Here is a 25216-nt window from a genome sequence, read left to right as displayed (position 1 = left end):
GGCACTGTGCCAGCGCTGGCCGGACGAAGTTGTATGTGATCGTCAGGGCTGAGTTGCGTTGGTGCGGCGCTCGTTCCATCGCTGGTGCAGCTAGGGTCCTCCAGCGGGCTGGGGCGCCGTCCGGTGCCGGTATCGATCAGCAACTTGTCGACGCTCGCGGCGTGCGCAGCGGCGCAAGGCCTTTCGGGCAAGACGGAGCCGTGCGCCACTGAGCGGATCAGCGGCGCAAGGGAATCGGCAACCAATCGGCCGGTGAACCGTAGACTGCGAAACCCTTGCTCGGAGTGCGCTTTCGCGGGTCATCGGCGCGGCTAAGTCCTATCGGAGGCTCTGCACCATATGTCGGTTGGCTTCCGCCGCCACACTCGCTGTGCGCCAGAGTGAATCGCGAATCTCCGAGTCCGAGGTGTACGGGTTTCCTTGCCTGGGTCCATTTTTCGGCCCGATCGCCTGTTCGACGGTGAACGATGAATGTCGAGTGAACAGTGCCAATTGCGTCACCGTATCGAGGATCGAGTGCTTATGGCTTGACATCATTGTCGAGCCGGTCGCGCTCGTCGACGGCCGCGGCGAGGACGGAGGGACCCGGTCGTTTGCCGAATTTCCATTCGTTGAAGGCCAGGTTGAGGACGACGGCGGCGACTGCGGCCGCGCTGATTCCGGAGTTCAGGACCACTGCGATTTTATCGGGGAGGGCATCCCAGAATTCCGGTGCCGCAACGGGTATGAGGCCGAAGCCGATGCCGACCGCGACAATGATCATGTTGAGGTTGTCCTGGTAGTCCACCTGGGACAGGGTGCGAATCCCGCTCGCCGCAACTGATCCGAAGAGCACGAGTCCGGCGCCGCCGAGTACCGGGTACGGAATTCCGGCGACGATCGCGCCGACCACCGGGAGCAGGCCGAGCATCAGGAGTATCAGGCCGCCGGTTGCCACTACGAACCGGCTTTTGATTCCGGTCAGTGCGACCAGGCCGACGTTTTGTGCGAACGCGCTGCAGGTGAAGGATCCGAAGACCGGCGCAACCGTCGTCGACAGCATGTCGGCTCGCAGCCCGTCCGCCACTCGTCTGGCATTGACATCGGTCCCGACGATTTCACCGATTGTGAGGATGTCGGCCGTGGTTTCGATCAGGGTCACCAGGATCACGATTGTCATCGCGACGATGGCACCGAGTTCGAAGGTCGGGGACCCGAAGTGCAGCAGCTGTGGCGGCGCGACCAGGCGGGCGTCGCCCACGTCGGAGAAATCGGCCTTGCCTGCGCACGCCGCGATTACAGTACCGAGCACCAGCCCGATAAGAATCGACAGCCGCGACAGCGCGCCCTGGAAAAGGCGACTGATCACCAGGATGATCAGCAGCGTCAGGCCGGCGAATCCGATGTTGGCCAGGGAACCGTAGTCGGCTGCGGCGGAATTGTTGCCCATGGTCCAGTTGAAGGCGACCGGCATCAGTGAAAGGCCGATCACGGTGATGATCGTGCCCGTAACCACCGCGGGGAACAATCGCACCAGTTGCGCGAAGAACGATGACAACACGAGGCCGATTACCCCGGCGACGATGATGGAGCCGAATACCGGACGTAACCCGCCGGTGGTGGCAATCGCCACCATGGTCGATACGCCTGCGAAAGAAACCCCCTGCACGATGGGCAATCGGCTGCCGAACGGTCCGATCCCGAGGGTTTGCAGCAGCGTGGCGAGGCCCGATACGAATAGGGCCGCCGTCACCAGTAATCCGATGTCGGCGGGGGAGAGCCCGGCCGCGCCGCCGACGATGAGCGGTGGCGCGATCACGCCCCCGTACATCGTCAGAATGTGCTGGGCTCCGTAGGCGGCCAACTGTCCCGGCGAGTGTCTTGCATCCTCCGGTCGTCCACTGTCCGCGCGGCCGCGACGCCAAGTCAACATCCCCATACCTCATCCTCTCCGAGAGCGGAAATGATGTTCCGCTACAGGGAAATGTGACAGGCATCACTCGAGGGTGGCTACGGTAGGTATGTCCAGTCTTCGGTCCCTCGTCGCTACACCGCATTGTTGGTTCGGCTAGTTGCCTCTGTGCCTACTGTCGCCCTCACGTAGCGTGTGTTCCCGGCCAGCAGCATGTTCAGTGCCTAGGCGGGTGTGGTCCGAATCGGCGACGGAGGCGGCGTGGTCGGTGTCGGCCAAAATCAACGTCCGGTTGCGAGCGCGGCACCGGCCAGTGTTGTGGTGTATTCGTGCGCGCCAGGCAGACTGGCGACATCAACTGGTCAGCGCAGGGACCAGGGTGCGGCGGCTCGCTGCTGAGCCCACCGATGCGGATCGCATTCGAGTGTGCTGCGATCCCAGTGGCCGAGTTCGGCTGCGGCCGCGTATGTTTCGTGGAGGAACTCGGCGACCACGGCATTCGGATCGTCCGCGGTGCGCACCGTTTCGTAGGGTAGGACGAATTCACCCAGGTTGGGGTCGTAGGTCGCGCCGGGCACCTGCAGCCGGCGTTCGCTGTAGCCGTCCGGTTCGGGATAGGAGTAGGCGTAGAACGCGCCTTCCTCGCCACCGCCGGGCCAGAATCCGCAGCTGCTGAGTTCGTGTGAATATCCCTCCACCATGACCCAGTCGGCGCAGTGCGGTGCGCCGCCGCCGTGTTCGGGAGCGGTCCGTCCCGAAAAGCGTGTGTAGGCAAGATCCATTGCGCCCCAATAGAAATGAACCGGACTGGTCTTGCCGGTATAGCCGGAGCGAAATTCGTTGAGCAGGCGGTTGGCATGTACGAGCTGCCGCCAGAACGCCTGCGCGGAGGTCGGATCGTAGGAGGCGTGCTGGGTGTCCTCAGCGAACGGAATCGACACCTCGACTTCATTGGGGCGCCCTTGAATTCGGGTCTCGAACCCGAGTTCGTCGAGCGCTTGCATGGTTTCGGTGTAGAACTGCGCCACCGATTTCGGTGCGAGTGCCACGGTGCGGGTATCGCCGTTGTCGGCGCGGATGACCAATCGGTGCGCGAGGAAATCGAATTCGATATCGAACAGGTGGTCGGAGTAGGGGATTGCCGAGGTCGTCAGCCCGCGCGGGCTCACATACAGGGTCACCTGCCACCAGTGATTCAACAATGGTGCGTGCGCGAGCCGGATCTTTCCCACCACCTGCGTCCACATGTGCAGGGTTTCACGCGTATCAGTCCAGTCCGCCACGCGCAGCTGCGGCCACGTCGCGGTGGAATTCGCTCCCGACAGCTCCGACATGTCAGTATTCCCTTCGTCGCTGGATTCGATTCAGTTGCGGATTCCGCGGAACGGGCCGGATTCAGTGTGTGAGAGTTCGTTGCGTCCGGTTACGAGATGGCGAGAACGACGACGCCGCTCGATTCTGCTCGAAACCACGCCCTGCCATCCAGTAGGCGCACCGGCGCAGTCACTACAGCCTGTCATCCGCGCGGGCCGGATGCCGGCTTCGGATGCGCACCGAAGGAACACTCCCGCCGGTGGTTTCCGGTGCCGAGCATGGCGATCAGGGTCTCACGCCGTGGCGCTACGATCAGCCCAACGTTCTGAGAGGAAATCATGACCAAGTCGACGGCTTTCGCCGCTGTGCTCTCTGCGGCCGCTGCCGCTGTGCTCTTCCTGCCCGCCGCACCCGCGCACGCCCAGTCCCCCCACTGCGCCAAGGCCATCGAGCTGATCAACATCGCGATCGACACGAGCGGCGGCACCATGGACGCGGCGACAGCGACAGCGCTGTCCGACAGGCTGAGCGGCCTGGCCGATCTGGCCCAGGGCGCGGAGAAGGATGTCATCGCCGCCTACGCCTACGCGCTGGTAGATGAGAATGTCGCCGACCTCTACCCCTACACCGACGAGCTCAATCGCGTCTGCGCCTGAGCGCTAGCAGACCTGAGCTGATGGGTCTATAGCTACGTAATCTCGAGGCTCGTCAAGCTCGCCGGATGAGCGGCTCGACAGCAATGTATTTCGTTCGAATGCTCTGTCCCGGCCAGCATTTCGACTGGTCAGGACAGCGGCAGCGCACTCGGGAAGAAGCCACTGTGCTTCCGGCCGACCGCCCGATGGAACCTCGGCGGTGAACTGGTTCGCCGCCGCGCTTCCGATCACAGTGGACGGCTGAATCTGCCGCACCAGTTGGGCGCCACTCACCGCCGGCCTGTCACCGCTGCGCGGGGTGTCAACTGCCGCAAGGAGTTTCCGGTCTCCCGACGTCATGCGCGAATCGCTGGAATAACCGACGATCCGGTTGGAGATGCGGCGGTCCGAGTGTCGGAGCCGGTAGCGTCGGCGACGTGCGGGATCAGTTCGAGATGGGGCTGTCGCGGCGTTGGAGGGTACTGCTGGTCGCCTGCACCATTGCCACGTTGTTGCCGGTAGTGCTGTTCGTTCCTCAGGCGGTGCCAACGGCCGCGGGCCGCGTCGTCGTGATCGGGCTGGTGGTGTGCCAGGCGGTCGTCGTTTGGTGGATGGACCGTCGGCCGGTTTTCGTCACGATTGCCTCCCTGTTCGTGGGAGCAACGTTGGAACTGCTGCGCGTTCCGGTGGGTTCGGGCGTCGCCTTGATCGTGTTGACGACCTTTTCCTGGGTGCGTCCCGCGCGCACGTCGTTGTCGGGTCTTGCCGCGGCGGTGTTGTTCTTCGTGCTCGCGCTGGGAACGACCGGGCGAGGGTTGCAAGCCTTGCTGTGGTCTGGCGCCGCCCTGCTGGCCTGGAGCTGGGGCGCATTGGGACGCGCGAGATCCGCACAGCGCGACGCCGAAGCCCGGCGTCTGGTCCAGCACGAACGTGCCCGGATCACGCGCGAACTACACGATGTGCTCGCGCACACGGTGTCGCTGATGGTGCTGCAAGCCGCGGCGGCCAACGATGTTTTCGACACTCACCCGGACAGGGCCCGGGAGGCTGTCGCCGCACTGGAGTCCGTCGGGCGACAAGCTCTCGGCGAAGTACGCCGGTTGCTCGAGGTGATCGACCGCGACCCCAGCGTTTCCCCGGGACTGGAGGATCTGGACAGGTTGGTGGAGTCGATGTCACAGGCGGGAGTCGAGGTCGTCGTGAAACGGCACGGGACGGACGGCGCCGCCGTCGCGCCGAGGGTTGCGGAAACTGCCTACCGGATCGTGCAGGAGTCCCTGACCAACGTCTTGCGCCACGCGAGAGCCGATCGAGCCGAGGTCGAGGTTCGGATTACCGCCGGGCAACTCATGGTGGCGATCACCGATAACGGCGGCGGTAGCCGACTCGGTCACGGTAGTGGTCGGGGCCTGGACGGTATGCGAGGACGTGCCACAGAGCTGGGCGGACGATTCGAGGCCGGCCCTTCCAGTGCTGGTGGCTTCCGTGTCGCGGCATGGCTTCCGGTCCGGTAATCGGCAGCCTTGCGATGGCTGTCTCCAACTTTCGACAGAGGCGAATACCCGCCTGCAAGTTGATGTTTCCGGCTCGGCGACAAGAAACACTGAAGTTACGCCGTTAGGGATCCCGCGGCGTGCACACTCGGCGGAGTAAGGAGTCGATCGGTGGTACAGCAGGAATGGCGGGGGACGGTTGTCAAGAAGTCGCGTGGGTTGTTCGACGGGGCGAATCTGTACCGGCGCTTGGTTGTCCGGCTAGCGGACGGCAGTACGGTGAAGGTCCGGGTGAACCGGGAACTGTGGAATGCGGTGGAAGCCGGTGATTCGGTGACCAAGCACGTGGGAGCCGATCCGGTGAAGGACTGACATGTCCGCATGGATCTCCACACCCGGATGATTGGATGCTTGCTATGAACCGGCCGCCGCGCCGCGCGTGCACCCAGCAGATCACACGGAGGCGGGGATGACTGTCAGCGTGCTGGTCGCCGATGATCAGGCCTTGGTCCGCACGGGCCTCCGGATGATCCTGGAGGCCCGTGCGGATATCCGGGTCGTCGGTGAGGCCGGCGACGGGGAGGAAGCGGTCCGCCTGGCCGCTCAGACGCTGCCGGATATCGTGCTGATGGATCTGCGGATGCCTGGCGTCGACGGTGTGCAGGCGACACAACGACTTTCCGCATTCCAGCGCAGGCCCTCGGTCATCATCCTGACCACCTTCGACGAGGACGAACTGCTCTACGCGGCCCTGCGCGCCGGTGCGGGCGGGTTTCTGCTGAAGGACACCCGCCCGGCCGAACTGGTCGAGGCGATCCGGGTGGTGGCCAGTGGCGAGGCACTGCTCGCGCCGCGGGTGACGCGCCGGCTGCTGGATCGGTTCGTCGCCGACATACGCCCCGTGACGGCGGCAATGCCGGATCTCGCGGATCTCACGAATCGAGAGGTCGAGGTCCTCACGCTCATCGCGCAAGCGGCCTCCAACGCCGAGATAGCGGCGAAACTGGTTGTCACCGAAGGCACTGTAAAGAGCCATGTCTCGGCGATTCTGCGCAAACTCGGCCTGCGGGATCGAGTGCAGGCGGTGGTGCTCGCCTACGACATCGGCCTGGTCCGACCCCGGCCTTCCTAGGGTCGGCAGCTGGTCGAGTGGTCCACGGATTGTCTGCGTCGTTGAAATCGTCTTTGCGAGACTGCTCATCGGCCGGTGAAGGTGGGCGGTCTGCGCTCCAGCATCGCTGTGACCGCCTCGCGGTGATCTTCGGTGTGGTGGGCGGCGGCCTGCATCGCGGCGGACAGCTCGAGGTGGCTGTCCAGGCTCTGGTGTCGGCCCTCGCGCAGTAGTCGCTTCGTCATTCGAAGTACGTGCGGTGGGTTGGTGGCTATCCGGGCGGCGAGGCGGTGGGCGGTTTCGAGGAGGGCGTCGGGTTCGACAACATCGGAGATCAGGCCCCAATCGAGCGCGGTGCGCGCATCGATCGGTTCACCGGTGAAGGCCATCTCGCACGCTCGGGCCATGCCGATTGCCCTTGGCAACAGCCATGAGCCACCGTCGCCGGGCACAAGTCCGACCCGGACGAAGCTCTCGGCGAATATCGCGGTGCGCGCGGCGATCCGCAGGTCGCACAGCAACGCCAGATCACACCCCGCACCGATGGCCGGACCATTGACGGCGGCGATGGTTGGGATCTCACAGTGGTACAGCGCTTTTGGAATTCGCTGGATGCCGTGCCGGTACCCCTGGCGCAGCTCCGCCGGTGCGCCACCGAACATTCCGGCACGATCGCGCATCTGCTTTACGTCGCCGCCGGAGGAGAAGGCTGTTCCCGCGCCGGTGAGAATCGCCGCCCGTACGCTGTGGTCTCGATCGACCGCCGTCACCGCGTCCTCGAGGGCCGTTATCGTGTCGGCCGCGGATATCGGGTTTCGCGCTGTCGGACGGTTCAATGTCCAGACCACGACATGGCCGACCCGGTCGACGCGGATCGGCTCAGTCATTGTCGTCTCCGGTGCTCTCGCACAATACAATTCGGACGTCGACCGGGACTATGTCGGAACCGGAAGCAATCACCGGATTGAGATCGAGTTCGGATATCTCCGGGTGCGCGGCAACGAAATCGCCGATGTGGACCAGAAATCGAGCCAGCCGGTGCCGATCGACCGCCGGTAGCCCGCGGTAGCCGTCGAGCATCCGGGCGGCGATCGTCTCGTCGACCATTTCGCCTGCCTCGAACTCGGTGAAGGGCGCCGCGCGAAATGTGATGTCGCGCAATGCCTCGACCAGCACCCCACCGCTACCGAAGGCCACCACCGGCCCGAAAATCGGATCGCGAGTGGCGCCGACCAGCAGTTCGATTCCGGCATCGGCCATGGGCGCGACGATCATCCCGTCGATGCGGGCGTCGGGCACATGCGCGTGGACGGAGTCGATGATCGCCTGTGCGTCCTGAGCCGCTTGGGCGGCCAGCACGCCGACCCTGACCCCGCCCACCTCGGATTTGTGGATGACCTGCGGGGAAACAACTTTCAGCGCGCACGGTCGCTGATAGCCGGCGACAGCCGCAACCACATCCTCGACGGTGCGTGCAAAAGTCCATGCGCCGAGGTCGATTCCGGCGGCGGCGACCACCCGTCGTGCGGTCGGTTCATCGAGGAGTCCCGATCCGGGGATGGCGGGTGCCGGCGGTGGAAGTACCAGCGCAGAGCGTTGCGGGGCAGTCGCCAGCAGGCGACCACGCTGCTCCAGGGCCGCCACGACCCGCACGGCGTGATCGATGGAGCTGATCACCGGTACGCCCCCGGCTCGCAGGCGGTCGTGGTTGGCGATGTCGAGACCGGCATAGCAGCTCTGGATCACCACGGGGACATCGTGTTCGGCGATGAGTGTGAGCAACACTCCGGCGGCGGCATCCTCGATTGTGCGCAGTCCCGAGTCGAAGCGCAGGTGGTAGCCGCCATAGAGGCCGACGACTAGCACGAGACCGACCTCGGGATCGCACATGAGGATTTCGGCGGCCTCGGCGAACACCAATGGGTCGGTGTCGGTGGCGCCGGCCACGTCGACCGGACCAGCCACGGCCGCGGTAGCGCCGAGCAGGTGCCGCAGCCGCTTCTGGGTCCGCTCGCCGAGCCGGGCCAGTTCGATGCCGCGCGCGGCGAGGGCGTCGGCGGCCAGCGTGGCGTGCCCACCACCGTCGCTGAGGATCGCGACCTTGCGTCCGGGGGCGATCGGGGCGCAGTCGGCAAGGGCGCCGGCGACGACCGCGAGCTCGTCGGAGCGGTCGACCAGCTCCACCCCGGCTTGCCGCAGCACGGCAGTCGCGACGGCGTCGAGTCCGGCGATCGAGCCGGTGTGCGACCGCGCGGCGCGGCGTCCCCCTTCCGAACGGCCACCGCGCAGCACGGCAACCGGTTTATCCGGCACGACACGAGCGGCGGCGATCAGGAACGACCGTCCGTCGGTAAACCCCTCGGAATGGATGGCGACGACGCCCGTACCCGGATCGCGGACGAATTCGGTGAGGCATTCGTCGTACCGGATATCGGCCTGGTTACCCAGCCCCACACAGATATGGAAACCGGGGCCTTTGATCGCCCGATCATCATTGACCAGCGACAGCAGCATATTCCCGCTCTGCGTGATCACACTGATCGGGCCACACGGAACATCCTCGAGGCCAACGAGATTCGCGCCCGAGGCGACGTTGAGCAGGCCGGAGGTGTTGGGCCCGATGACCCGAATACCGGTCTCGGCGATCGCCGCTGCGAGCGCGGCGGCGAGTTCGGCGCCGGTTCCCCCGATCTCTGCGAAACCGTTGGCGAGCACGACGGCTCCGGCGATACCGGCAGCGGCGCACCGGCGCAGCATGTCGGGGACGGCGGCGGCGGGTAAAGCGATCAGCGCGACGTCGATGCCGTGGGGGAGCCGATCGATCGAGGAGTACACGCCGAGGCCGAGGATCTGCAGCGCTGTCGGGTGGACCGGGTAGATGGGGTGGGCGTAGCCGGACTGCTGCAGGGCGCGGATGGCCTGGAACCCACGCTTGGCCGGATTGCCGGACGCGCCGATGATGGCGACGGAATGCGGGTCGAATAACCGCTCGAGTGCGGTGCGGGCCGACGCGCCGAGGCTGGACGTGCGGTCGTCGATGCTGGTCATCTCTACTTTCCTTCGAAGACGGGGACGCGACGTTCGGCGAATGCGACGACGCCCTCGGCCCAATCCCGGGTCGCCATCAATGCCAGGAGTTCGTGCTGCTCAGTGGCGAACGCGACGTCGAGGGGGTCGTCGCGGTGCAGTGCCGCCTTCATCCGGGCCAGCGCGAGTGGAGCCTTCGCGGCGAGAGTTTCCGCGAGCGCTCGGGCCGACCCGAGCAGACGATCCGTGGCTACTGCGGAATGCGCCAACCCCCAATCGAGTGCCTGCCGACCGGTGAATCGCTCTCCGAGGATCAGCATGTCCGTGGCCCTGCGCAGGCCGACCAGACGCGGGAGCCGGTTGGTCACGCCACCACCGACGAAGGTGCCGATGCTCACCTCGGGAAACCCCATCTGCGCGTCCTCGGCCATGACCAGGAAGTCCGCGCTGACGGCCAGTTCCGCACCGGCACCGAGGGCATATCCGTTGACCGCCGCCACCACCGGGGTGCCCATCGTCTGGATCTGCTCGCAGGCGCGTTGGCCCAACTCGACGTAGCGCGCCTGCTCCGCGGGAGTCCTGGTGCCGGAGTTGTGTGCTTTCAGGTCGGCACCCACGCAGAACGCCCGTCCGGCACCGGTGAGGACCACGCAGCGGATACCCGGATCGGAGTCGGCGGCATTCAGTTCGTCGACCAGCGTCCGGTACAGCTCCGCACTGACGGCGTTGAGTCGTTCGGGCCTGTTGAGAACGAGCGTTGCGATGGAACCGGATCTGCTCACCAGCACGGTGGACATGGGCCTCACTTCTTCCTCGGCGGGTTCGACGACTGAACTATGCCATAAATTTTGCATTGTTCGCATGTTCTGCAATTGCTATTGCGTCGAACCGGCTGGGCGTGTTCTATGTCACTACTGCCATCGGGCAACGGCCCACTGCTTATGGAAGAAGGCATCGTGCCTACCTCGGGAAATCTGAAGCACAGCATCAACACTCGGCAGCTGACGATGATCGGCATCGGTGGAGTGATCGGCGCCGGGTTGTTCGTCGGCAGCGGCAAAGCGATCTCCGCGGCAGGCCCGGGCATCGTCATCGTGTACCTACTCACCGGCCTGGTGATCATCCTGGTAATGCGCATGCTTGCGGAGCTGGCGACGGCCAGTCCCGAAACGGGATCGTTCTCGAGCTACGCCTCCCGTGAACTCGGTACCTGGGCAGGACTGTCGGTGGGTTGGGTCTACGCCTATCACTGGTGTGTCACAGTCGCTTTCGAAGCCATTGCCGGCGCGGCGGTCGCCCATCAGCTCCTGCCATCGGTGCCGACCTGGCTGTATTCCCTGATCTTCATGAGCGCCTTGACCGGCGTAAATCTCGCGGCGGTAACCTCTTTCGCGCGTTTCGAGTTCTGGTTCGCGATGATCAAGGTCGTCGCGATCGTCGCATTCATCGCAATCGGCATCGCGGCCATCTGTGGCCTGCTTCCGCACTACCAGGCGCCGGGAACGGTCAACCTGCTCGGGCACGGTGGCCTGTTCCCGAATGGCGCGATGCCTTTGCTCGTGGCGTCGTTGACGGTGTTCTTCTCGTACTTCGGCACCGAGCTGGTAACGATCGCCGCGGGCGAGGCGCAAGATCCGGTCAGCGCGGTGCGCGCGAGCATGCGCAGCGTCGCCGGCCGCATCCTGATCTTCTACGTCGGCTCGGTACTTGTTGTCGTCACGCTATTGCCCTGGAACACAACGCAAGTCACGGAGAGCCCGTACACCGCGGTGCTGGACCAGCTCGGCGTTCCCGGTGCGCGAACAACCATGAATCTGGTCGTACTCACGGCGGTGCTGTCGTGCCTGAACTCGGGTCTCTACTCGTCATCGCGGATGCTGTTCTCGCTCTCGCGCCGCGGTGAAGGCCCCCGCGTGCTGGGTAGGACCGCCCGCTCCGGAGTGCCGGTCGCCGGTGTTCTCGCCGCTTCGAGCGCCGGATTCCTGGCGGTCGTGGCGAACTACTTCCTGCCCACCGGAGCGGTTTTCACCTTCCTGCTCAGCTCCTCGGGTGCGGTCGCGGTCGTGGTCTACCTGTGCATCTGCGCCACCCAGATCGTCGGGCGTCGCCGTAAGACCGCAGCGCAGATCACTGCACTGCCGGTGAAGATGTGGGGCGCCCCGTACCTGTCCTACGCGGTCGGAATCATCCTGCTGGCCATCGTCGGTGGAATGGCCCTGAATTCCGGTACCCGTACGCCGCTCGCGCTGACCCTCCTGGTCACCGCGACTGCGGTCACTGCAGGCGTGATTCATCAGCGCCGGACCGGTGCGGCTCAACTGGCTACGGCGGAGTAGCCGACCGCGCCGATGTCAATCGGGGGCGTAGACGCCGAACTCGCTCAACAGCTTTTCCTCCTCGAGCAGTGTCGGGCGCACTTCATGCCCCAGGACTTGTGCAACGGCACCCGTCATTGCCTGGGCGAGGGAGGTGAAGGCGGTCATCGATCGCAGGATGCCGGCGCTGGACGCATCGACGTAAAACGTATCGTGCGCCGACACCGCCAGCGGTGATACGGCGGTATCGGTCAATGCGATGACGTGGGTACCGCGCTGGCGAGCCCACTGCGCGGCGCGCACGGTGTCGAGGCTGTATCGGTGGATCGACATCGCCACGAAACAATCGCCCGCACGCACCCGGCGCAGTTCATCTGTCAGCGTTCCCGCAGTGGCATCGATCGCCGACACATCCTCGCGCAGCATCCGCAGCAGGTAGGTCAGCAGATACGCCGGAGCGTGGCATTTGCGCAGACCCATCACATGTACCCGGGGAGCGTGGGCCAGCCGATCGACCGCCGAATCCCACATCGCGTCGTCGATACGCGCGAATGTGCGGGCGATATTCGCTTGATCCAGCGCCACGGTCTGTTCGCGCGTCCCGACACCTTCGGCGACGAGGTGTTCGAGATTGTCGAAGCGGCGTAACAGTTGCGCTTGCTCCTGCAACCGTTCGCGACACAATCGCGTCAGCCCCGGGTACCCCTTCAGACCCAGACCATTGGCAAAGCGCACGACCGTGGCCTCATTGACATTGACCGCGCTGGCGAGCTCGGAGACAGTCATGAACGCCACCGCTTCGGGATCCGACAGCACTCGCTGAGCCAGCTTCTTGTGCGCGGTGGACAGTGAATCCATCCGGCGGCGTATCTCGACTGCCAGTTCGTCGAAGCTCGCGGAACCCGTCGTCTCCGCGTTCATATCCACCGAACCTCCTCCGCAACCTCGCACCGCTTGCTTTGCCACGCGGTTCTCTGTCAAGTTAGCCGACTCCGCTGATCGCCGATCACCAGGTGCGATGGCGGCTGGGGGTCACTCACCATGACGTCCCACCCGGCACCACCAGACCGCCCCGCTGGCAATTCGCGCAATCCGGCCGCGGCGGAGCGAACGCACCGGTGCCGTGGCCGCGGTGCGGTACGTATCGGCGGCGCAGGCGCTGGACTGCGTCGTCCATGTGCTCCACGAGGAGGTAGCCAGGTCTGGCCGTGCCGTGCGCATCATGTGCTGCTCATGTCCGGGTCGATTCGGCGTAGTGCGGAGGCCAGCCATTCACTCTCGCGATGTTCGGTTGGCATCGCAGCCAGGCCATGCGTCGCCTCCTCAACTGCTTCGGCCGCGTGACCCAGTAGAGCCAGGACGCCGCCGCGTTGCACAGCCGCGAATCCGGTGCTCCACCAATACATCGACGTGGGGGGTTCGATGTCGTCCGCCTCTTCCGCCGCAGCGTCGGCCATGGCCAGCGCGCGCTGGGCTTCGCTCCTCTCTCCGTGCGCGGCCAGCAGTTCAGCTCGCCGCATTCGCCCGTAGGCAGTGACGATGGGGTGCGCGCCGGGTACCGCCAATGCGGCATCTGAGAGGGCGATGACCTCGTCATAATTCCCCGCACTCACAGTCACATAGCCGAGGAAGCCCAGGCTGTGCGCAACTCGGTCCGGGTCTCGGGACTCCTTCGCCAGGCTTACGGCCGTGCCGAGGCTACGCCGTGCGGCAACGTCAGCGCCGATCGCGTGTTCCAGCCAGCCGCGGTACTGCGTGACCTCCGACGCCAGAGCTGCCGCTTGGGCCTGCGCCGTGCGCGCTTCACGGGCAAATGCCTCGGTCATGGCAGACAGGCCCCGCGCCGCCGGAAGCACCGCCACCGCACCGGCCGCGTCCTCGATCCTGCGTGTAGCTGCCAACATCACCGCCACGCCGGACAGTGCCGTGGTGTCCACGCTGGCCGGTGTTCGCGCCACGACCGTCAGCCGCTCCAGGTCCGTGCCCAGCACCCTCTCGTAAGCAGCGGCGACACCGGCAGGTACCGGCCGCTGGCCTGTCTCGATCAGCGACAGGTACGCCTTGCTGTAATAGCTCCGCTCGGCCATTGCGCGCAGCGAGATGCCCGCCGCTTCGCGAGCGGCACGCAGGAGCGCACCCGGTTCCATAACTCCAGCCTAACGGGCTGGTGGAGCTGTGGACGCCTGTGAACAGCGAAATCGTATGCGGCCCAGCCCTTGCCTCATAGCGTCGATTCCAGCCTCGCCGCCGGGGCGACTGTTTTCCTCGGCGGTGAGCTTGCCGACGACAGGGGACGAAGGGCAGGGGAAATGTATGCGCTCGGATGGATCGACCCGACATCGCCGACACCCGAATGGGATTCGGCTCAGGTGCGCCGGTTGGCGCGTCGGTTGGGGTATCCACTGCATTGGGCCGACTCTGATTCGGTGCTGGGTCTGGCCGAACAGGTCGAATCGTCGGGGGCCGATGTGGTGTTGCTGCCTTCCTCGGCGCACGTGGACGCTGTGACGCTGGATCGCGTGATGGCTGTTGCCGATGTCGAATGTGCCGCGCCGCGCGCGTCGTTCGGCCGCTGGACTTCAATGGGTGGGGTGCGCCGGTGAGCGCGGCTCAGGTCGGATTCGTATTCGTCATCGGCCTGCCTCTTGCCGTGGTCGTCGCAATGATCTTCTGGCCCTCCGACTACGACGGATGAGATCATCGGTGGCAGCTGTGTTCGACGGTCGGTGCTTTGCCGAACTTCTGTCGCGTTTCAGTGCCGAAAGTCCTTGTGGCACTGCTCAATACCAACCAGCCGTACGGGAGTATCTGATTCACGGCGGATCTGGTCCCTGTGCCGGTTGGGGTGATCCGTCCTTCGAAGGTGATCGTGAACGCGTCATATGATGCTGGCATGGTTGGCCAAGTTCTCGGAACCCTGTCGGGGGTGGCTGTCGGCGGCGCGCTCGCCTTCCTCGCCACATACGCCAACGAACGTGCAAAGTGGACTCGGAGCCACGCAGTGCGATGGGATGAGCGCAGGTTGGCCGCGTATGTCGAGTACTCGAATTGTGTTCGTCTGATGCAGGTGCTGGCAAATCGAATAGCCGTGTCCCGCAATCTTCCTGGCGACGGCGAACCATTGTCTGTGGATGAGGGAATCCCACTTCTCGCGGCAGCCGAAGCCGCACGCAGTCAACGGTGGCAAGAGGTGCTTCTGTTAGGAGGTCCGCGGGCGATTGAAGTTGGATACGAGCTGAATCGATGCTCGTGGACTCTCGAGTGGTTCGCCCGCGGAAAGCTCACAGGCGGCGACGACTGGCGATTGGCATCGGCCGAAGCCTACCGGCTACGTCGGAGGTTCGTTGCCGAAGCGAGAAAGGATCTCGGAGTTCCGGACCCGGATCGGCAAATGCCCGCCTGGATCGAAGACTGGACGCCTGAAATACTTTTGAGTTCGTTGCGACAGGCAGCGACCGAAGGAGCTTGAAACTGCTTGGTGCGGTTCGGGGCTCGGAGGTGTTTATTGCCAGAGTCGCTGACAAGGCAGGGGCTGCAGGGCTTCTCGCATATCTTGGTCGATCAGAATTGTTGCCAGTTGCATGGCATGCACTGCCTTGGCGAAAGTGTGGGCTGCTATGGAGTCTGCCCAGTAGTGCAATGACGGCCAACCCGGAAACTCGACTGTGACATGGCATTGCATTGTGTTACTCGGCTATGTGGTGGACGTGCGGTGCGCGGTCCGCGGTCGGTAGGTGCATAGGGATGTTCGCTTGGGCGTAGCATCGGGCGGACTCGTGGTCCGGTTGCGGGCATTCGGTGGGATTTACCCGTGCCAGCTGCGTACTGCGCTGACCGATGGAGACTGACTTCTCCGGACCTGCTGGTCCGACGGAGGGAACCTCCGATAGGTGGTAAGTACATCGGTTCGCCGACCAGGTAGCCAAGTAACAGGAAATCCAAAGTCTGGTCCGGTTTGTCCGGTCGTCTTTGTGTGATCCTCCAAATCGCCCCGTGTATCGCCCGATCTGGGTGTTGTACCTCCGGGTTGCGATAGTGCACCAGCCAGGGGTTTCTCGACGTGGCGTCACCGTCGCGGCGGCCTCCTGCTCATTAGTGGCGGATAGGTCCGATCTGCTGCGGACCCGCCACGGATCGCCGCATGATTGGTGATGTGGGGTATAGCCCCACGGTCCAGCCGAGTTCGTTGTGCTCTCCATGACGTAGACGATGGCGCCACAGTATGTGCAGCTCTCGCGGGTAGCGAGGGCTGTGCCGCGCCCCGACAGGCAAGGAGATTTCCATGGCTATCGGCGACACGATCAGCGGCTCCACCTTCGTTGTCGATCTGGGAAAGTTTCAGGTGGAAACGGTTCAGCAGATCAGTGGGCTATCGCTCGGGGAGGACGCGGTCGAAATCAAACAGGTGACTCCTGATGGCGAGGTGCTCATCAGGAAGCAGCCGGGCTCCGCACGCAGTGGTGAGATCACGATCACCCGCGGGTTGGACCAGAGCAAGGTGTTCACCGAATGGATCCATACGACCATGACCCTGCGAGATGTGGATGATGCTCGCCAAGACATCACGTTGATGGTGCTGGATTCGAATAAGAAGCCGGTCAAGCGGGTGTACCTGTCGCGCGCTCGGGCGTCGGACTGGCAGGGGCCGTCGCTGGATGCCGGGGCGAACAGTCCGGCGACTGAAGCGGTAACGATCGTCTACGAGGACATCACGGTCGAGAACGCCTGAATGTCGTCGCGGACCGAACAGCAGGCGGTCCGTGATCTGCGAGCGCCGCATCACATCTCCCTGCGGGTGCGCCCCTGATGCGGCGTCTTCGCGATGCCGTGTATGGGACCTCGTCACAGATTCTCGGCATGCCTTGTCTTTCGGTGCCGGCCGCACGTTCGGGTCCGCGCGAGGTCGTCACCGAGCCGCAGGCACCGTATTTCGGGGCGGTGCTGGAGCAGGCGAGCCTGCTGCCCGGCGAGCATGCGCGGGTCGCGCAGACACGGCTGTCGGAGTGGTCGGCGCGTCGGTAACCCGATCGCGCGGGCGGACGCCCGCGCAAGTACTCGCCATCATCGGCCACCGCGTATCGCGGCAGACGGCGGCGCGGCAAGCGGGGGGCGGGGGCGGGGTGTGGCAGGATCGCTGCGGTCGATCTCTGCAGCGAAGGGGCAGCTGGGAATGCGTATCGGGCGCAGTAGGTATCGCCGATCTTGGGTCACGATTCTGGTTGCCGCGCTGAACGCCGGTTGGCTCTTGGTGCCGGCACCGGCACTCGGGGGTGTCGATGCTGTCGACCCCTACATCGACGCGCTGGCCGAAGCGGCGAACACGCCGATTCTCCACTGGGCCGACTGCGAGGACGGATTCCAGTGCGCGACAGCCGAAGTGCCGCTGGACTACAACCGTGCGCACGATGAACAGATCGAACTGGCGGTGATCAAACTTCCCGCCGCGGATCCGGTCCGCCGGATCGGTACTCTGTTCGTCAATTTCGGTGGTCCCGGTCCATCCGGTGTCGATCGCCTGCGGGAGCGGGCGAGGTGGCCATGGTTGTTCTCCGACGAGCTGCGGTCCCGGTTCGATATTGTCTCCTGGGATCCGCGCGCGGTGTCGCGCAGTGCGGCGGCACGCTGCTTTTCCAGTGCCGCCGAACAGGAGCAGTTCCTCGCGTCGTTTCCAGAGATCCCCAGCGACATTGGAGCCGAACCCAATTTCTTCGACCGCTCCAAGGAATTCGCCGACCGCTGCGAGCAAAACGCCGGGCCGATCCTGGACCATGCTTCGACCGTCAACACAGCACGCGACCTGGAGTTGTTGCGCCGCGCGGTGGGTGATCCGAAATTGACCTACCACGGCATCTCCTACGGCACTCAGCTCGCGGCGATCTATGCCAACCTTTTCCCCAGCCGGGTGCGTGCAATGGCGTTGGACGGGTCGCTCGACTTCGAAGGCAACATCAACGGCCACGATTCGCAGGGCACTACGTTGCCGATCGATACCCGACAAGATGTGGCCGGCGGTATCGCTGCATCCTTTGATGCATTCCTGCGAGATTGCTCGGCGGCCGGGCCCCGCTGCGCATTCTCCACGGGCGATCCGAAATTCAAGTGGACTGTGCTGGCCGAACGGGCACGCTGGTCACCCATCATGATGGACGGCCAGTTGTGGACCTATTCCGCGATCGTCGGTGCCGCAGGCGATCTGTCGGAGCCATCCGCGTACCCGGATCTCGCTGTGTTGCTGCAGAAGTTGTTCGACGCGGGCATCTCGGTCCCGAAGTTGGTGAGCCTCGCCGCCGGCGGCGAGCCATACCTGGCCAACCGCACCGAGGCGTATCACGCGATCCAGTGCAGCGACAGCATTGTCCCGACCGATCCTGCTGCCTACACTCGCGCAGGGGTGGTCGAGGATCTGCGGGTGCCGTACTTCGGTCGTGCCTCCGTTTTCGACATGACCATCTGCGCGTTCTGGCAGGGTCACGACGCCGACCGATACACCGGCCCGTGGAACCGCAGCACCGCCGCGCCGATACTCGTGCTGAACAGCAGATTTGATCCGGCGACGCCGCTGCATGGCGCGTATACCGGTGCAGCCGAACTGAATCGGGCGCAGGTGGTCGTGATCGAAGGTGTGGGCCACAGCACTATGTATGTGCCCAGTACATGCGCCGAGCGGGTGAAGCGGGAGTACCTGTTCACCGGCGAACTGCCACCGGCGGGCACCACCTGCAGCAGAGACAAGTCGCCGTTCGACTAGAGACTCACCGTATCTACCTCAGGTCGCCACACACGAGTCACCTTGCGAGACAAGCGATCAGCGGCAGCCGCCCGAATCCCGACCGATACGATCGGAGAATCAGACGGTCGGTGGGGCGGCCGAGCTGTGCATGATCTACTGCGGCGGAGCGGGTTTCGTGCTGGCAATCCGTGAGGTGTGCGGCCGGTGAGGAGTGGTTCTCCTGGTCGGAGCGCCCCTGGGGCAAATAGCCGAGCGGATCATGTGCCGGTTGCGAATTTCCAGTGGGCTGCGGACCGATTGCTGCGACGGGTGTACGCCAGAGGAAGTGGTCGCGGCTCAGCAGGAAGTTGCGAAGGGTATGGGCAGCAGGCGCCTCAAGTCGCCTGCTCGCCGAGGTTGTATTGGTGGTGGAGGCGATGGACCGCGTCGTCCATGTGCTCGACGAGCAACGTGCGCGCCCGGCGCGCTGGCCCCGAGCCGATCGCATCGCGCAGTTCGACGTGCTCTCGTGCTTGCTCACGCAGGTCCGGATACGTTGTCTGCAACGCCCCCAAGCACATTCGGGTTTCGATCAAAAGGGTGCGGGCGGCGCGGACCAGGCGGGGGCTGCCCGCGCTGTCGACGAGCGCCTCGTGGAAGGCCTGGTCGGCGTCGGAAACGCCTGCGGCGTCGCCGTTTTCGGCATGAGCGCACATGGCGGTGACGCTGGGTTCCAAAGCCGCATAGGCGATATCTCGGCGGCCGTCGAGGATGAGGGCCAGAGCGCCGCCTTCGATGGCAGTTCGGGCGCGGTAGATGTCGACGACGTCGTCGACGGCCAGTTCGATGACGAAGATCCCGCGGTTGCGGATGCTGTACAGCAGGCCCTCGGTGAGCAGGCGCTGCAGTGCCTCGCGGACCGGGCCGCGCGATACGCCGAATCGGGTTGCGAGGTCGGCCTCGCCGAGTTGGGCGCCGGGGGCGAGGTTGCCGCGCATGATCGCCTCGCGGAGCCGATCGGCGATCATTTCCGCCGTCGACTGCCGGTTCACCGGCTCGAAATCAACGACCGACATGGATATGCCTTTCCGAGAACAGAGAGCCGAGCACCGCGGATGCCACCGTGCTGCCGGTCAGTCGCAGGCCTTCCCAGATGGTGACCTGATTGGCCGTCAACACGATCTTGCCCAAGCGGGCTTCGAGTTCCGGCAATACCCCGAGGGTGTGCATGGCGGTATCCGGGATCAGCAGCGCCTGCGCGTCGGGATGATCGTTGGCGGCCGCCAGCTCGCGCACCTGCTCGGCGGTCAAGGTGCCGACTTCCGCGGCGGTGTCGATACCGGCGCTGGAGAAGGCGACCACTTCGATCCCGGCATCGGCCAGAAACTCCACGAACAGTCGCGCGACCTCGTCCGGATAGCTCGCGGCGATCGCGACGCGGCGCACGTCGAGCGCCTGTGCTGCCGCGACAAAGGCGAGGCTGGTGCTCGAGGCAGGTACCCCAGCCGCCGAAGCCAATTCGCGCACCTGCTCCCGCGCACCCTGCGGTCCGTATACGAAACTCCCTGAGGTGCATGCCCAGACAACTGCGTCGGGCTTGTCCGGTGCGAGCAGTGCGGCGCCGTGGCGCAGCTTGTCCGGACTGCCCAGATCGAGCAGCTCCGGAATGGCGTGCAGATCGGTGCCGTAGATGTGGGCCACCGGCAACCGCACGCCGAGCAGCGACGCGGCGAGTGGGTAGTCGTCCTCGGCCGCGTGGTCGGGGTAGATGAAGCCGACGGTGGGTGCCTGCATGTTCTTCCAATCAGAAAACGTTGAGTAGCCACTTTCCCGGACCCGTCATCGGCAGCTTCATCCGGCCCAGGCAGGCCCACATGGTGAGCTGATTCGCGGTGAGTACGGGTTTGCCGAGCGCCTGTTCGAGCGGCTCGATGACGTCGTAGGTGGGCAGGTTGGTACAGCTGACGAAGATCGCCTGGGCCTGCGGGTCGTCCGCGCCGACAATGCGTTCGGCGATGGTGCGGTAGTTGACTTTCCAGATGCCGCCGCCCAATCCCAGGTGGTCCGAACGGATCACGGTGCAGCCGGCCTCGGCGAGGAAGTCGTGCAGTTTGTGGGTGAGGATTTCGTCGTAGGGGGTGATCACCGAGACTCTGTTGATGTCCAGATGCTGGATCGCCTCCACGAGCGCACCGGAGGTGGTGACGGCGTCCTGCGCTCCGGCCCGGCAGATGGTGTCGCGCAGTGACCTCTCATAGGCGAGCCCCCTGATGAAACTGCCCGAAGTGCACAGGTAGGCAACGACTTCCGGCTCGACGTGCATCACATCGCGCGTCGCCGCCGTCAGATGTACCGGGTTGGAGACCAGCTCGGCCATCGCCATCGAAACCGGCACCGGTTCATACGGCGTGCGGGCCAGGTGCAGGCTGACGTCCAGCGGCGCCCAGCGCCAGAGTTCGCGTTCGAGCGCGAGGTCGAACGGTGCGATGATCCCGATCCCCCGTTGTGCTACGGGCCCTTCGATATCGGGAAAGCCGAGTTCCAATGCGGCCCCTCTCGCGCTCAGCCGTCAGACCTCCGAGAACGATCGGATTGTTGACAATCATACGATGCGATTTTAGTGTGTCAATGTGGAACAGGGCCCGATTGTCACCGTCCTGCACAGTGACAGTGTGCCCGACGCGGACCGCATGGCCCCGGTGGCCGATCGAGCCGAAGTACGGTACACGGAAGCACCCGGACTCGCCGACGCACTGCGCGGCGCCGACGTGTTGTTCGTCTACGACTTCCTGACTCGCGCGATCCCCGGGGCCTGGCATGCGGCCGATCGGTTGCGCTGGCTGCATATGGGTTCGACCGGGGTGGATCCGGTGATGTTCCCTGAACTTCGGGAAAGCGGGGTCGTGGTCACCAATACACGTGGCGTATTCGATACGGCCATCGCGGAATACGTCTTGGGGCAGATTCTCGGTTTCGCCAAGGATCTGTCCGGATCGCTGCGTTTGCAGCAACGGCACGAATGGCGGCATCGCGAATCAGAACGTATTTCGGGGGCCTCCGTACTGATAGTCGGAACCGGCTCGATCGGCCGTGCCATCGCGCGGTTATTGCGCGCGGCCGGGATGACCGTGCGGGCCGTGGGCCGTCGCGTACGGGCCACCGACCCGGATTTCGGCACCGTGAGCACCGACCTGCTCGCCGAACTTCCCATTGCCGATTACGTCGTCGCGGTCGCGCCGCTGACGCCGCACACCCGGGAAATGTTCGATGCCAAGGCATTCGCCGCGATGAAACCACATGCGAGGTTTGTCAATGTGGGCCGTGGGGAACTCGTAGTGACCGACGACCTTCTCGCTGCACTCAGCACCGGCTCGATAGCCGGGGCGGCACTCGATGTGGTGGATCCGGAACCGCTACCGGCGCGGCATCCGCTGTGGGATCTGCCGAATGTGCTTATTACTCCGCACAATTCGGGTGATTTCAGCGGCTGGCGAACCGAGGTCGTCACGGCGTTCACCCGCAATTTCGATAATTGGATCGCCGGCCGGCCTTTGGACAACGTGGTCGATAAAGAGCTGGGGTACGTGCCCGGCTGAAGGAGCCTGCCGTGAGCGAACGAAGTGAGCGAACCATGTGCCAGCGCGCTGTGCGCATGCCGGAGCCGAGCGTCAGCGAGGCGCGGGCATGAGCTACCCGGACAGCAATACGCAACCGGCCGCGATGACCGCCGTCGAATTGGTCTCGGCCTACGCGGCAGGCACCCTGTCTCCGGTCGAGGCAACCGAGGCGATTCTGGAAGCCATCGCGGCGCGCGACGGTGAGGTGAATGCCTACTGTCTGGTCGATCCGGATCGCGCACTGGTGCAGGCGAAAGATTCGGAGGCGCGCTGGAATTCGGGTTACGCCCGTGGGCTGCTCGACGGCGTGCCGATTTCGATCAAGGACATTTTCCTGACCGAGGGCTGGCCGACTCGGCGCGGCAGCACTTCGGTCGATCCGAGTGGTCCCTGGCAGGTGGACAGCCCGGTCGCGGCCCGGCTGCGCGAGGACGGCATGGTGTTCCTCGGGAAGACGACAACGCCCGAAATCGCTTGGAAGGGGGTCACCGACAGCCCGCTGACCGGCATCACTCGCAACCCGGCCGACCTCACGACAACCTCGGGCGGCTCCTCCGGCGGCAGCGCGGCGGCGGTGGCGGCGGGAATGGGTCCGGTATCGGTCGGCACGGACGGCGGTGGGAGCATTCGCATTCCGGCCGCATTCTGCGGCATTGTCGGTTTCAAGCCGACGCATGGTCGGGTCCCGCTGTATCCGGCGAGCCCGTTCGGTCCGCTGGCACACGCCGGGCCGATGACCAGGACGGTCGAGGATGCCGCGCTGCTCATGGACATTCTGTCGCTGCCCGACCCGCGCGATCCAACCGCACTGCCGCCCACGGTGGCGACCTTCCGCGGCCAGATGTCGCGCGAGGTGCGCGGACTCACCGTCGCCTACTCGCCGACGCTCGGCTATGCGCAGGTCGATCCAGAGGTCGCCGTGGTCGTGGATGCGGCGGTGCGGCGGCTGGCCGATGCCGAGCTGCGGGTCATCGCGACAGATCCAGGTTTCGAAGACCCGCGCGACGCATTCGAGGTGCTGTGGGCCGCCGGTGCGGCGACCATGTTGGCGAAATTCCCGGATGGCGCGCGCGAGAAGGTGGACACGGGACTGCGCGCGGTCTGGGAGCGCGGCGAAACCGTCAGTGCTGTCGACTATCTCGACGCCCGCGCGGTTGCCGCCCAAGTGGGCATCACCATGGGTGCCTTCCATAACACCTACGACCTGCTGATCACCCCGACGATGCCGATCACCGCATTCGAGGCGGGGCACGATGTACCGCCCGGCAGCGGGCTCGACGGCTGGCCGCAGTGGACGCCGTTCACCTATCCGTTCAATATGACCCAGCAACCCGCGATCAGCATCCCCGCGGGCAAGACGGCCGCGGGACTGCCGGTCGGACTGCAGATCATCGGGCCGCGCCACTCCGATGATCTGGTCCTCGCGGTCGCCCGCTACGCCGAATACGTCCTGGGCTGAAGCGCTTCCTCGGGGTCAGGACCCGTCAGGGACGGGGCTGTAGTCGATCAGCCAGGAGTCCCTGGAAACGCGGGCACGTCATGATGTCGTCGTAGGGGCATTCGCCCTCGAGCATGTCGAGTGCGGCCTGCGCCCGCGCGATCCGGGCCAGCAGCCTCTCGCGGTGGCGGACGGTCACCTCGTGGCGGGCCGGTGCGGACCGGGCGGCCAGCATCGTCCGGATGTCGGCGAGTCCGAAGCCCGCCTCCTTCGAAATCAGGATCGCCGCCACCCGGTGCAGGTCCGCGTCGGTGTAGCGGCGACGGTCACCGACGCGGGCCGGTGTCAGTAGTCCTTCCGCCTCCCAATGTCGCAGCACATGTGTCGGCAACCCGAACCGAGCCGCCACCTCGCCGATTGACTTCATGTCGACATTAAGTCGCACACTGGCGGCCATGTCTACGTTGCTGACTCTCCTCGACGCCCTTGACGACCTGCCCCAGGCTCGTAACCTGCGGGAACGCACGTATGAAGGGTTGGGCGACGCCATTGTCGACGTCGGCTGCGGGAGCGGGCGCGCCGTCGGCGAGTTGGCCGTTCGCGGGGTAAGGGCCATCGGCATCGACCTGGACCCCGCCATGATCGAGATCGCAATCGAGCGCTGGCCCACAGGTACGTTCCATGTCGCCGACGCCACCGCGCTGCCCCTCGATGACGCCTCGGTCACCGGCTACCGCGCCGACAAGATCCTGCACACCCTCGCCGAGCCCGAGCGGGCCGTCGCCGAGGCCCGCCGGGTCCTGGCCAGAAACGGGCGTGCGGTGCTCGTCGGCCAAGACTGGGACACGTTCGTGATCGACTCCGACAATCCCGAACTCACCCGCATGCTCGTCCACGCTCGCGCGGACGGTATGCCCAGCCCGCGGGTCGCCCGCCGATACCGGAACCTCCTGCTGGACAACGGGTTCGTCGACGTTACCGTCGAGGTCCACACGATCGTGTGGACCGATGCCGCGTGCCTGCCGATGCTCGCCAATATCGCAGGAGAAGGCGCCTGGCTAGACGGCCAAGCCGACAGGGCGCGCAACGATCGGCTGTTCGTCGCCGTCCCGATGTTTCTCGCCTCCGGGACTCGCGCCGATTGAGCCGATCGCGAATTCTCAGACGCGGGCGAATGCCAAGGTCTCACCTTGGACACCGTGCAGCCAGAGCGAGTTGCAGGCTGTCGCGATATCGGTGAGGCCCTCTTCGATGGTGGCGAATACATTGCCGGGCACCCAGCCCAGATCGCCATTGATCAGTAAGTTGTTGCGGCCGTAGAACAAAGCGAGGTCGGTGGCGCCCTGCTCATGGTGCGCCGCCGTACCGGGCTCGTAGCCGTAGGCCGGGTTGCCGATCTCCCACGCTTCGAAATCGAACAGGCACACGTCGCCCGGAATCGGGGTGACGGTCGGGTTTTCCCGATGCGGTGCCGCAACGATCCGGGGCAGCAGGGTGTACACCTCGTTGCGGGCGTATTTGGCGTGGAAGGCGTCGCCTTCTTGCGGCAGCGCATCCCACACGGCCGCGCAGGTCCGCGGTGCCTCCGCGTCGAGCAGTCGGGCTCGGCAGGTCACGCCCGCCTTGGTCAGTGTGATCGAGATGTAGCGGGCCATCGGTTCTGCCT

25 protein-coding genes are annotated in these 25216 nt (G+C 65.1%); 13 read left to right on the top strand and 12 right to left on the bottom strand.

The features are described 5' to 3' along the window. Positions 1–520: 520 nt before the first annotated feature. On the bottom strand, positions 521–1918 hold the full coding sequence (locus ACIBW7_RS28815; RefSeq protein WP_397051577.1) for a nucleobase:cation symporter-2 family protein: 1398 nt from the start codon (positions 1916–1918) through the stop codon (positions 521–523). A gap of 335 nt (positions 1919–2253) precedes the next feature. Continuing rightward, on the bottom strand, positions 2254–3225 hold the full coding sequence (locus ACIBW7_RS28810) for a DUF5996 family protein (protein ID WP_397051575.1): 972 nt from the start codon (positions 3223–3225) through the stop codon (positions 2254–2256). A 318-nt stretch (positions 3226–3543) separates the two neighbouring features. Here ACIBW7_RS28810 and ACIBW7_RS28805 point away from each other — a divergent pair, with 318 nt between their 5' ends. The 4 genes from ACIBW7_RS28805 (at position 3544) to ACIBW7_RS28790 (ending at position 6465) form a co-directional block, all read left to right on the top strand. Then, complete coding sequence (locus ACIBW7_RS28805) at positions 3544–3861, top strand: hypothetical protein (RefSeq protein ID WP_397051573.1); 318 nt, start codon at positions 3544–3546, stop codon at positions 3859–3861. 416 nt (positions 3862–4277) lie between these two features. Then, on the top strand, positions 4278–5354 hold the full coding sequence (locus ACIBW7_RS28800; protein ID WP_397051571.1) for a sensor histidine kinase: 1077 nt from the start codon (positions 4278–4280) through the stop codon (positions 5352–5354). Positions 5355–5504: 150 nt separating this feature from the next. Next, the gene (locus ACIBW7_RS28795; RefSeq protein WP_397051569.1) at positions 5505–5705 is read left to right on the top strand and encodes a hypothetical protein; all 201 of its coding nucleotides are present in this window, start codon (positions 5505–5507) and stop codon (positions 5703–5705) included. Positions 5706–5802: 97 nt separating this feature from the next. After that, positions 5803–6465 (top strand): response regulator, encoded by a 663-nt coding sequence (locus tag ACIBW7_RS28790; protein WP_397051567.1) that lies wholly within the window; start codon positions 5803–5805, stop codon positions 6463–6465. Between the two features lie 65 nt (positions 6466–6530). Here ACIBW7_RS28790 and ACIBW7_RS28785 read toward each other — a convergent pair whose 3' ends face one another. From ACIBW7_RS28785 to ACIBW7_RS28775, 3 genes are read right to left on the bottom strand one after another with little or no spacing between them, the layout of a single operon-like run. Beyond that, on the bottom strand, positions 6531–7331 hold the full coding sequence (locus ACIBW7_RS28785) for a crotonase/enoyl-CoA hydratase family protein (protein ID WP_397051565.1): 801 nt from the start codon (positions 7329–7331) through the stop codon (positions 6531–6533). Further along, positions 7324–9492 carry an acetate--CoA ligase family protein gene (locus ACIBW7_RS28780; RefSeq protein ID WP_397051563.1) on the bottom strand — a complete coding sequence of 723 codons (2169 nt, stop codon included), beginning with the start codon at positions 9490–9492 and terminating at the stop codon, positions 7324–7326. Before ACIBW7_RS28780 ends, ACIBW7_RS28785 begins: the two co-directional genes overlap by 8 nt. 2 nt (positions 9493–9494) lie before the next feature. Further along, positions 9495–10268 carry an enoyl-CoA hydratase/isomerase family protein gene (locus ACIBW7_RS28775; protein WP_397051561.1) on the bottom strand — a complete coding sequence of 258 codons (774 nt, stop codon included), beginning with the start codon at positions 10266–10268 and terminating at the stop codon, positions 9495–9497. A 159-nt stretch (positions 10269–10427) separates the two neighbouring features. Here ACIBW7_RS28775 and ACIBW7_RS28770 point away from each other — a divergent pair, with 159 nt between their 5' ends. Then, the gene (locus ACIBW7_RS28770; protein WP_397051559.1) at positions 10428–11807 is read left to right on the top strand and encodes an amino acid permease; all 1380 of its coding nucleotides are present in this window, start codon (positions 10428–10430) and stop codon (positions 11805–11807) included. A 15-nt stretch (positions 11808–11822) separates the two neighbouring features. On the opposite strand, the gene ACIBW7_RS28765 is transcribed toward ACIBW7_RS28770, so the two are convergent. After that, positions 11823–12707 carry a MurR/RpiR family transcriptional regulator gene (locus ACIBW7_RS28765; RefSeq protein ID WP_397051684.1) on the bottom strand — a complete coding sequence of 295 codons (885 nt, stop codon included), beginning with the start codon at positions 12705–12707 and terminating at the stop codon, positions 11823–11825. Between the two features lie 299 nt (positions 12708–13006). Then, complete coding sequence (locus ACIBW7_RS28760) at positions 13007–13933, bottom strand: helix-turn-helix domain-containing protein (protein ID WP_397051557.1); 927 nt, start codon at positions 13931–13933, stop codon at positions 13007–13009. A 162-nt stretch (positions 13934–14095) separates the two neighbouring features. Between ACIBW7_RS28760 and ACIBW7_RS28755 the strand changes: the two genes are divergently transcribed. The 5 genes from ACIBW7_RS28755 (at position 14096) to ACIBW7_RS28735 (ending at position 18534) form a co-directional block, all read left to right on the top strand. Then, positions 14096–14389 carry a hypothetical protein gene (locus tag ACIBW7_RS28755; RefSeq protein WP_397051555.1) on the top strand — a complete coding sequence of 98 codons (294 nt, stop codon included), beginning with the start codon at positions 14096–14098 and terminating at the stop codon, positions 14387–14389. 290 nt (positions 14390–14679) lie between these two features. Then, on the top strand, positions 14680–15255 hold the full coding sequence (locus ACIBW7_RS28750) for a hypothetical protein (RefSeq protein ID WP_397051553.1): 576 nt from the start codon (positions 14680–14682) through the stop codon (positions 15253–15255). An 813-nt stretch (positions 15256–16068) separates the two neighbouring features. After that, positions 16069–16515 carry a phage tail protein gene (locus ACIBW7_RS28745; RefSeq protein WP_397051551.1) on the top strand — a complete coding sequence of 149 codons (447 nt, stop codon included), beginning with the start codon at positions 16069–16071 and terminating at the stop codon, positions 16513–16515. A gap of 128 nt (positions 16516–16643) precedes the next feature. Further along, positions 16644–16808, top strand: a complete 165-nt coding sequence (locus ACIBW7_RS28740; RefSeq protein WP_397051549.1) for a hypothetical protein — start codon at positions 16644–16646, stop codon at positions 16806–16808. Positions 16809–16956: 148 nt separating this feature from the next. After that, a complete protein-coding gene (locus tag ACIBW7_RS28735) occupies positions 16957–18534 on the top strand; it encodes an alpha/beta hydrolase (protein WP_397051547.1) in 1578 nt (525 codons plus the stop codon). A 356-nt stretch (positions 18535–18890) separates the two neighbouring features. Here ACIBW7_RS28735 and ACIBW7_RS28730 read toward each other — a convergent pair whose 3' ends face one another. The 3 genes from ACIBW7_RS28730 to ACIBW7_RS28720 are packed head-to-tail and all read right to left on the bottom strand — an operon-like array spanning position 18891 to position 21040. Continuing rightward, complete coding sequence (locus ACIBW7_RS28730; protein ID WP_397051545.1) at positions 18891–19571, bottom strand: GntR family transcriptional regulator; 681 nt, start codon at positions 19569–19571, stop codon at positions 18891–18893. Beyond that, positions 19558–20289, bottom strand: a complete 732-nt coding sequence (locus ACIBW7_RS28725) for a maleate cis-trans isomerase (RefSeq protein WP_397051543.1) — start codon at positions 20287–20289, stop codon at positions 19558–19560. Before ACIBW7_RS28725 ends, ACIBW7_RS28730 begins: the two co-directional genes overlap by 14 nt. A 10-nt stretch (positions 20290–20299) precedes the next feature. Continuing rightward, positions 20300–21040, bottom strand: a complete 741-nt coding sequence (locus ACIBW7_RS28720; RefSeq protein ID WP_397051541.1) for an Asp/Glu/hydantoin racemase — start codon at positions 21038–21040, stop codon at positions 20300–20302. Between the two features lie 85 nt (positions 21041–21125). Here ACIBW7_RS28720 and ACIBW7_RS28715 point away from each other — a divergent pair, with 85 nt between their 5' ends. Continuing rightward, a complete protein-coding gene (locus tag ACIBW7_RS28715) occupies positions 21126–22091 on the top strand; it encodes a D-2-hydroxyacid dehydrogenase (protein ID WP_397051539.1) in 966 nt (321 codons plus the stop codon). An 88-nt stretch (positions 22092–22179) separates the two neighbouring features. Next, positions 22180–23571: an amidase gene (locus ACIBW7_RS28710; protein ID WP_397051538.1), complete on the top strand. Its 1392-nt coding sequence runs from the start codon at positions 22180–22182 to the stop codon at positions 23569–23571. A gap of 25 nt (positions 23572–23596) precedes the next feature. Here ACIBW7_RS28710 and ACIBW7_RS28705 read toward each other — a convergent pair whose 3' ends face one another. Next, positions 23597–23977, bottom strand: coding sequence for a MerR family transcriptional regulator (locus ACIBW7_RS28705; RefSeq protein WP_397051537.1), 381 nt, complete (start codon positions 23975–23977; stop codon positions 23597–23599). Between the two features lie 28 nt (positions 23978–24005). Here ACIBW7_RS28705 and ACIBW7_RS28700 point away from each other — a divergent pair, with 28 nt between their 5' ends. Continuing rightward, positions 24006–24695, top strand: a complete 690-nt coding sequence (locus ACIBW7_RS28700; protein WP_397051536.1) for a methyltransferase domain-containing protein — start codon at positions 24006–24008, stop codon at positions 24693–24695. Between the two features lie 15 nt (positions 24696–24710). Here ACIBW7_RS28700 and ACIBW7_RS28695 read toward each other — a convergent pair whose 3' ends face one another. Then, positions 24711–25205, bottom strand: a complete 495-nt coding sequence (locus tag ACIBW7_RS28695) for a DUF3830 family protein (RefSeq protein WP_397051535.1) — start codon at positions 25203–25205, stop codon at positions 24711–24713. Between the last annotated feature and the right edge of the window lie 11 nt (positions 25206–25216).

Origin of the sequence: Nocardia sp. NPDC049526, from assembly GCF_044465765.1 — a bacterium.
Taxonomy (GTDB): domain Bacteria; phylum Actinomycetota; class Actinomycetes; order Mycobacteriales; family Mycobacteriaceae; genus Nocardia.
Note: the sequence above shows the minus strand (reverse complement) of the source record. Positions and strands in the feature narration are given on the sequence as shown.

What these genes read in the sequence shown, in the direction of transcription:
- ACIBW7_RS28740 (WP_397051549.1), top strand. Translation starts at nt 16,644, where the DNA reads ATGCCTTGTCTTTCGGTGCCGGCCGCACGTTCGGGTCCGCGCGAGGTC.
- ACIBW7_RS28765 (WP_397051684.1), bottom strand. Translation starts at nt 12,707, where the DNA reads ATGAACGCGGAGACGACGGGTTCCGCGAGCTTCGACGAACTGGCAGTC.
- ACIBW7_RS28775 (WP_397051561.1), bottom strand. Translation starts at nt 10,268, where the DNA reads ATGTCCACCGTGCTGGTGAGCAGATCCGGTTCCATCGCAACGCTCGTT.
- ACIBW7_RS28805 (WP_397051573.1), top strand. Translation starts at nt 3,544, where the DNA reads ATGACCAAGTCGACGGCTTTCGCCGCTGTGCTCTCTGCGGCCGCTGCC.
- ACIBW7_RS28710 (WP_397051538.1), top strand. Translation starts at nt 22,180, where the DNA reads ATGAGCTACCCGGACAGCAATACGCAACCGGCCGCGATGACCGCCGTC.
- ACIBW7_RS28705 (WP_397051537.1), bottom strand. Translation starts at nt 23,977, where the DNA reads ATGAAGTCAATCGGCGAGGTGGCGGCTCGGTTCGGGTTGCCGACACAT.
- ACIBW7_RS28760 (WP_397051557.1), bottom strand. Translation starts at nt 13,933, where the DNA reads ATGGAACCGGGTGCGCTCCTGCGTGCCGCTCGCGAAGCGGCGGGCATC.
- ACIBW7_RS28790 (WP_397051567.1), top strand. Translation starts at nt 5,803, where the DNA reads ATGACTGTCAGCGTGCTGGTCGCCGATGATCAGGCCTTGGTCCGCACG.
- ACIBW7_RS28815 (WP_397051577.1), bottom strand. Translation starts at nt 1,918, where the DNA reads ATGGGGATGTTGACTTGGCGTCGCGGCCGCGCGGACAGTGGACGACCG.
- ACIBW7_RS28700 (WP_397051536.1), top strand. Translation starts at nt 24,006, where the DNA reads ATGTCTACGTTGCTGACTCTCCTCGACGCCCTTGACGACCTGCCCCAG.
- ACIBW7_RS28810 (WP_397051575.1), bottom strand. Translation starts at nt 3,225, where the DNA reads ATGTCGGAGCTGTCGGGAGCGAATTCCACCGCGACGTGGCCGCAGCTG.
- ACIBW7_RS28730 (WP_397051545.1), bottom strand. Translation starts at nt 19,571, where the DNA reads ATGTCGGTCGTTGATTTCGAGCCGGTGAACCGGCAGTCGACGGCGGAA.
- ACIBW7_RS28755 (WP_397051555.1), top strand. Translation starts at nt 14,096, where the DNA reads ATGTATGCGCTCGGATGGATCGACCCGACATCGCCGACACCCGAATGG.
- ACIBW7_RS28750 (WP_397051553.1), top strand. Translation starts at nt 14,680, where the DNA reads ATGGTTGGCCAAGTTCTCGGAACCCTGTCGGGGGTGGCTGTCGGCGGC.
- ACIBW7_RS28725 (WP_397051543.1), bottom strand. Translation starts at nt 20,289, where the DNA reads ATGCAGGCACCCACCGTCGGCTTCATCTACCCCGACCACGCGGCCGAG.
- ACIBW7_RS28745 (WP_397051551.1), top strand. Translation starts at nt 16,069, where the DNA reads ATGGCTATCGGCGACACGATCAGCGGCTCCACCTTCGTTGTCGATCTG.
- ACIBW7_RS28780 (WP_397051563.1), bottom strand. Translation starts at nt 9,492, where the DNA reads ATGACCAGCATCGACGACCGCACGTCCAGCCTCGGCGCGTCGGCCCGC.
- ACIBW7_RS28785 (WP_397051565.1), bottom strand. Translation starts at nt 7,331, where the DNA reads ATGACTGAGCCGATCCGCGTCGACCGGGTCGGCCATGTCGTGGTCTGG.
- ACIBW7_RS28735 (WP_397051547.1), top strand. Translation starts at nt 16,957, where the DNA reads ATGCGTATCGGGCGCAGTAGGTATCGCCGATCTTGGGTCACGATTCTG.
- ACIBW7_RS28695 (WP_397051535.1), bottom strand. Translation starts at nt 25,205, where the DNA reads ATGGCCCGCTACATCTCGATCACACTGACCAAGGCGGGCGTGACCTGC.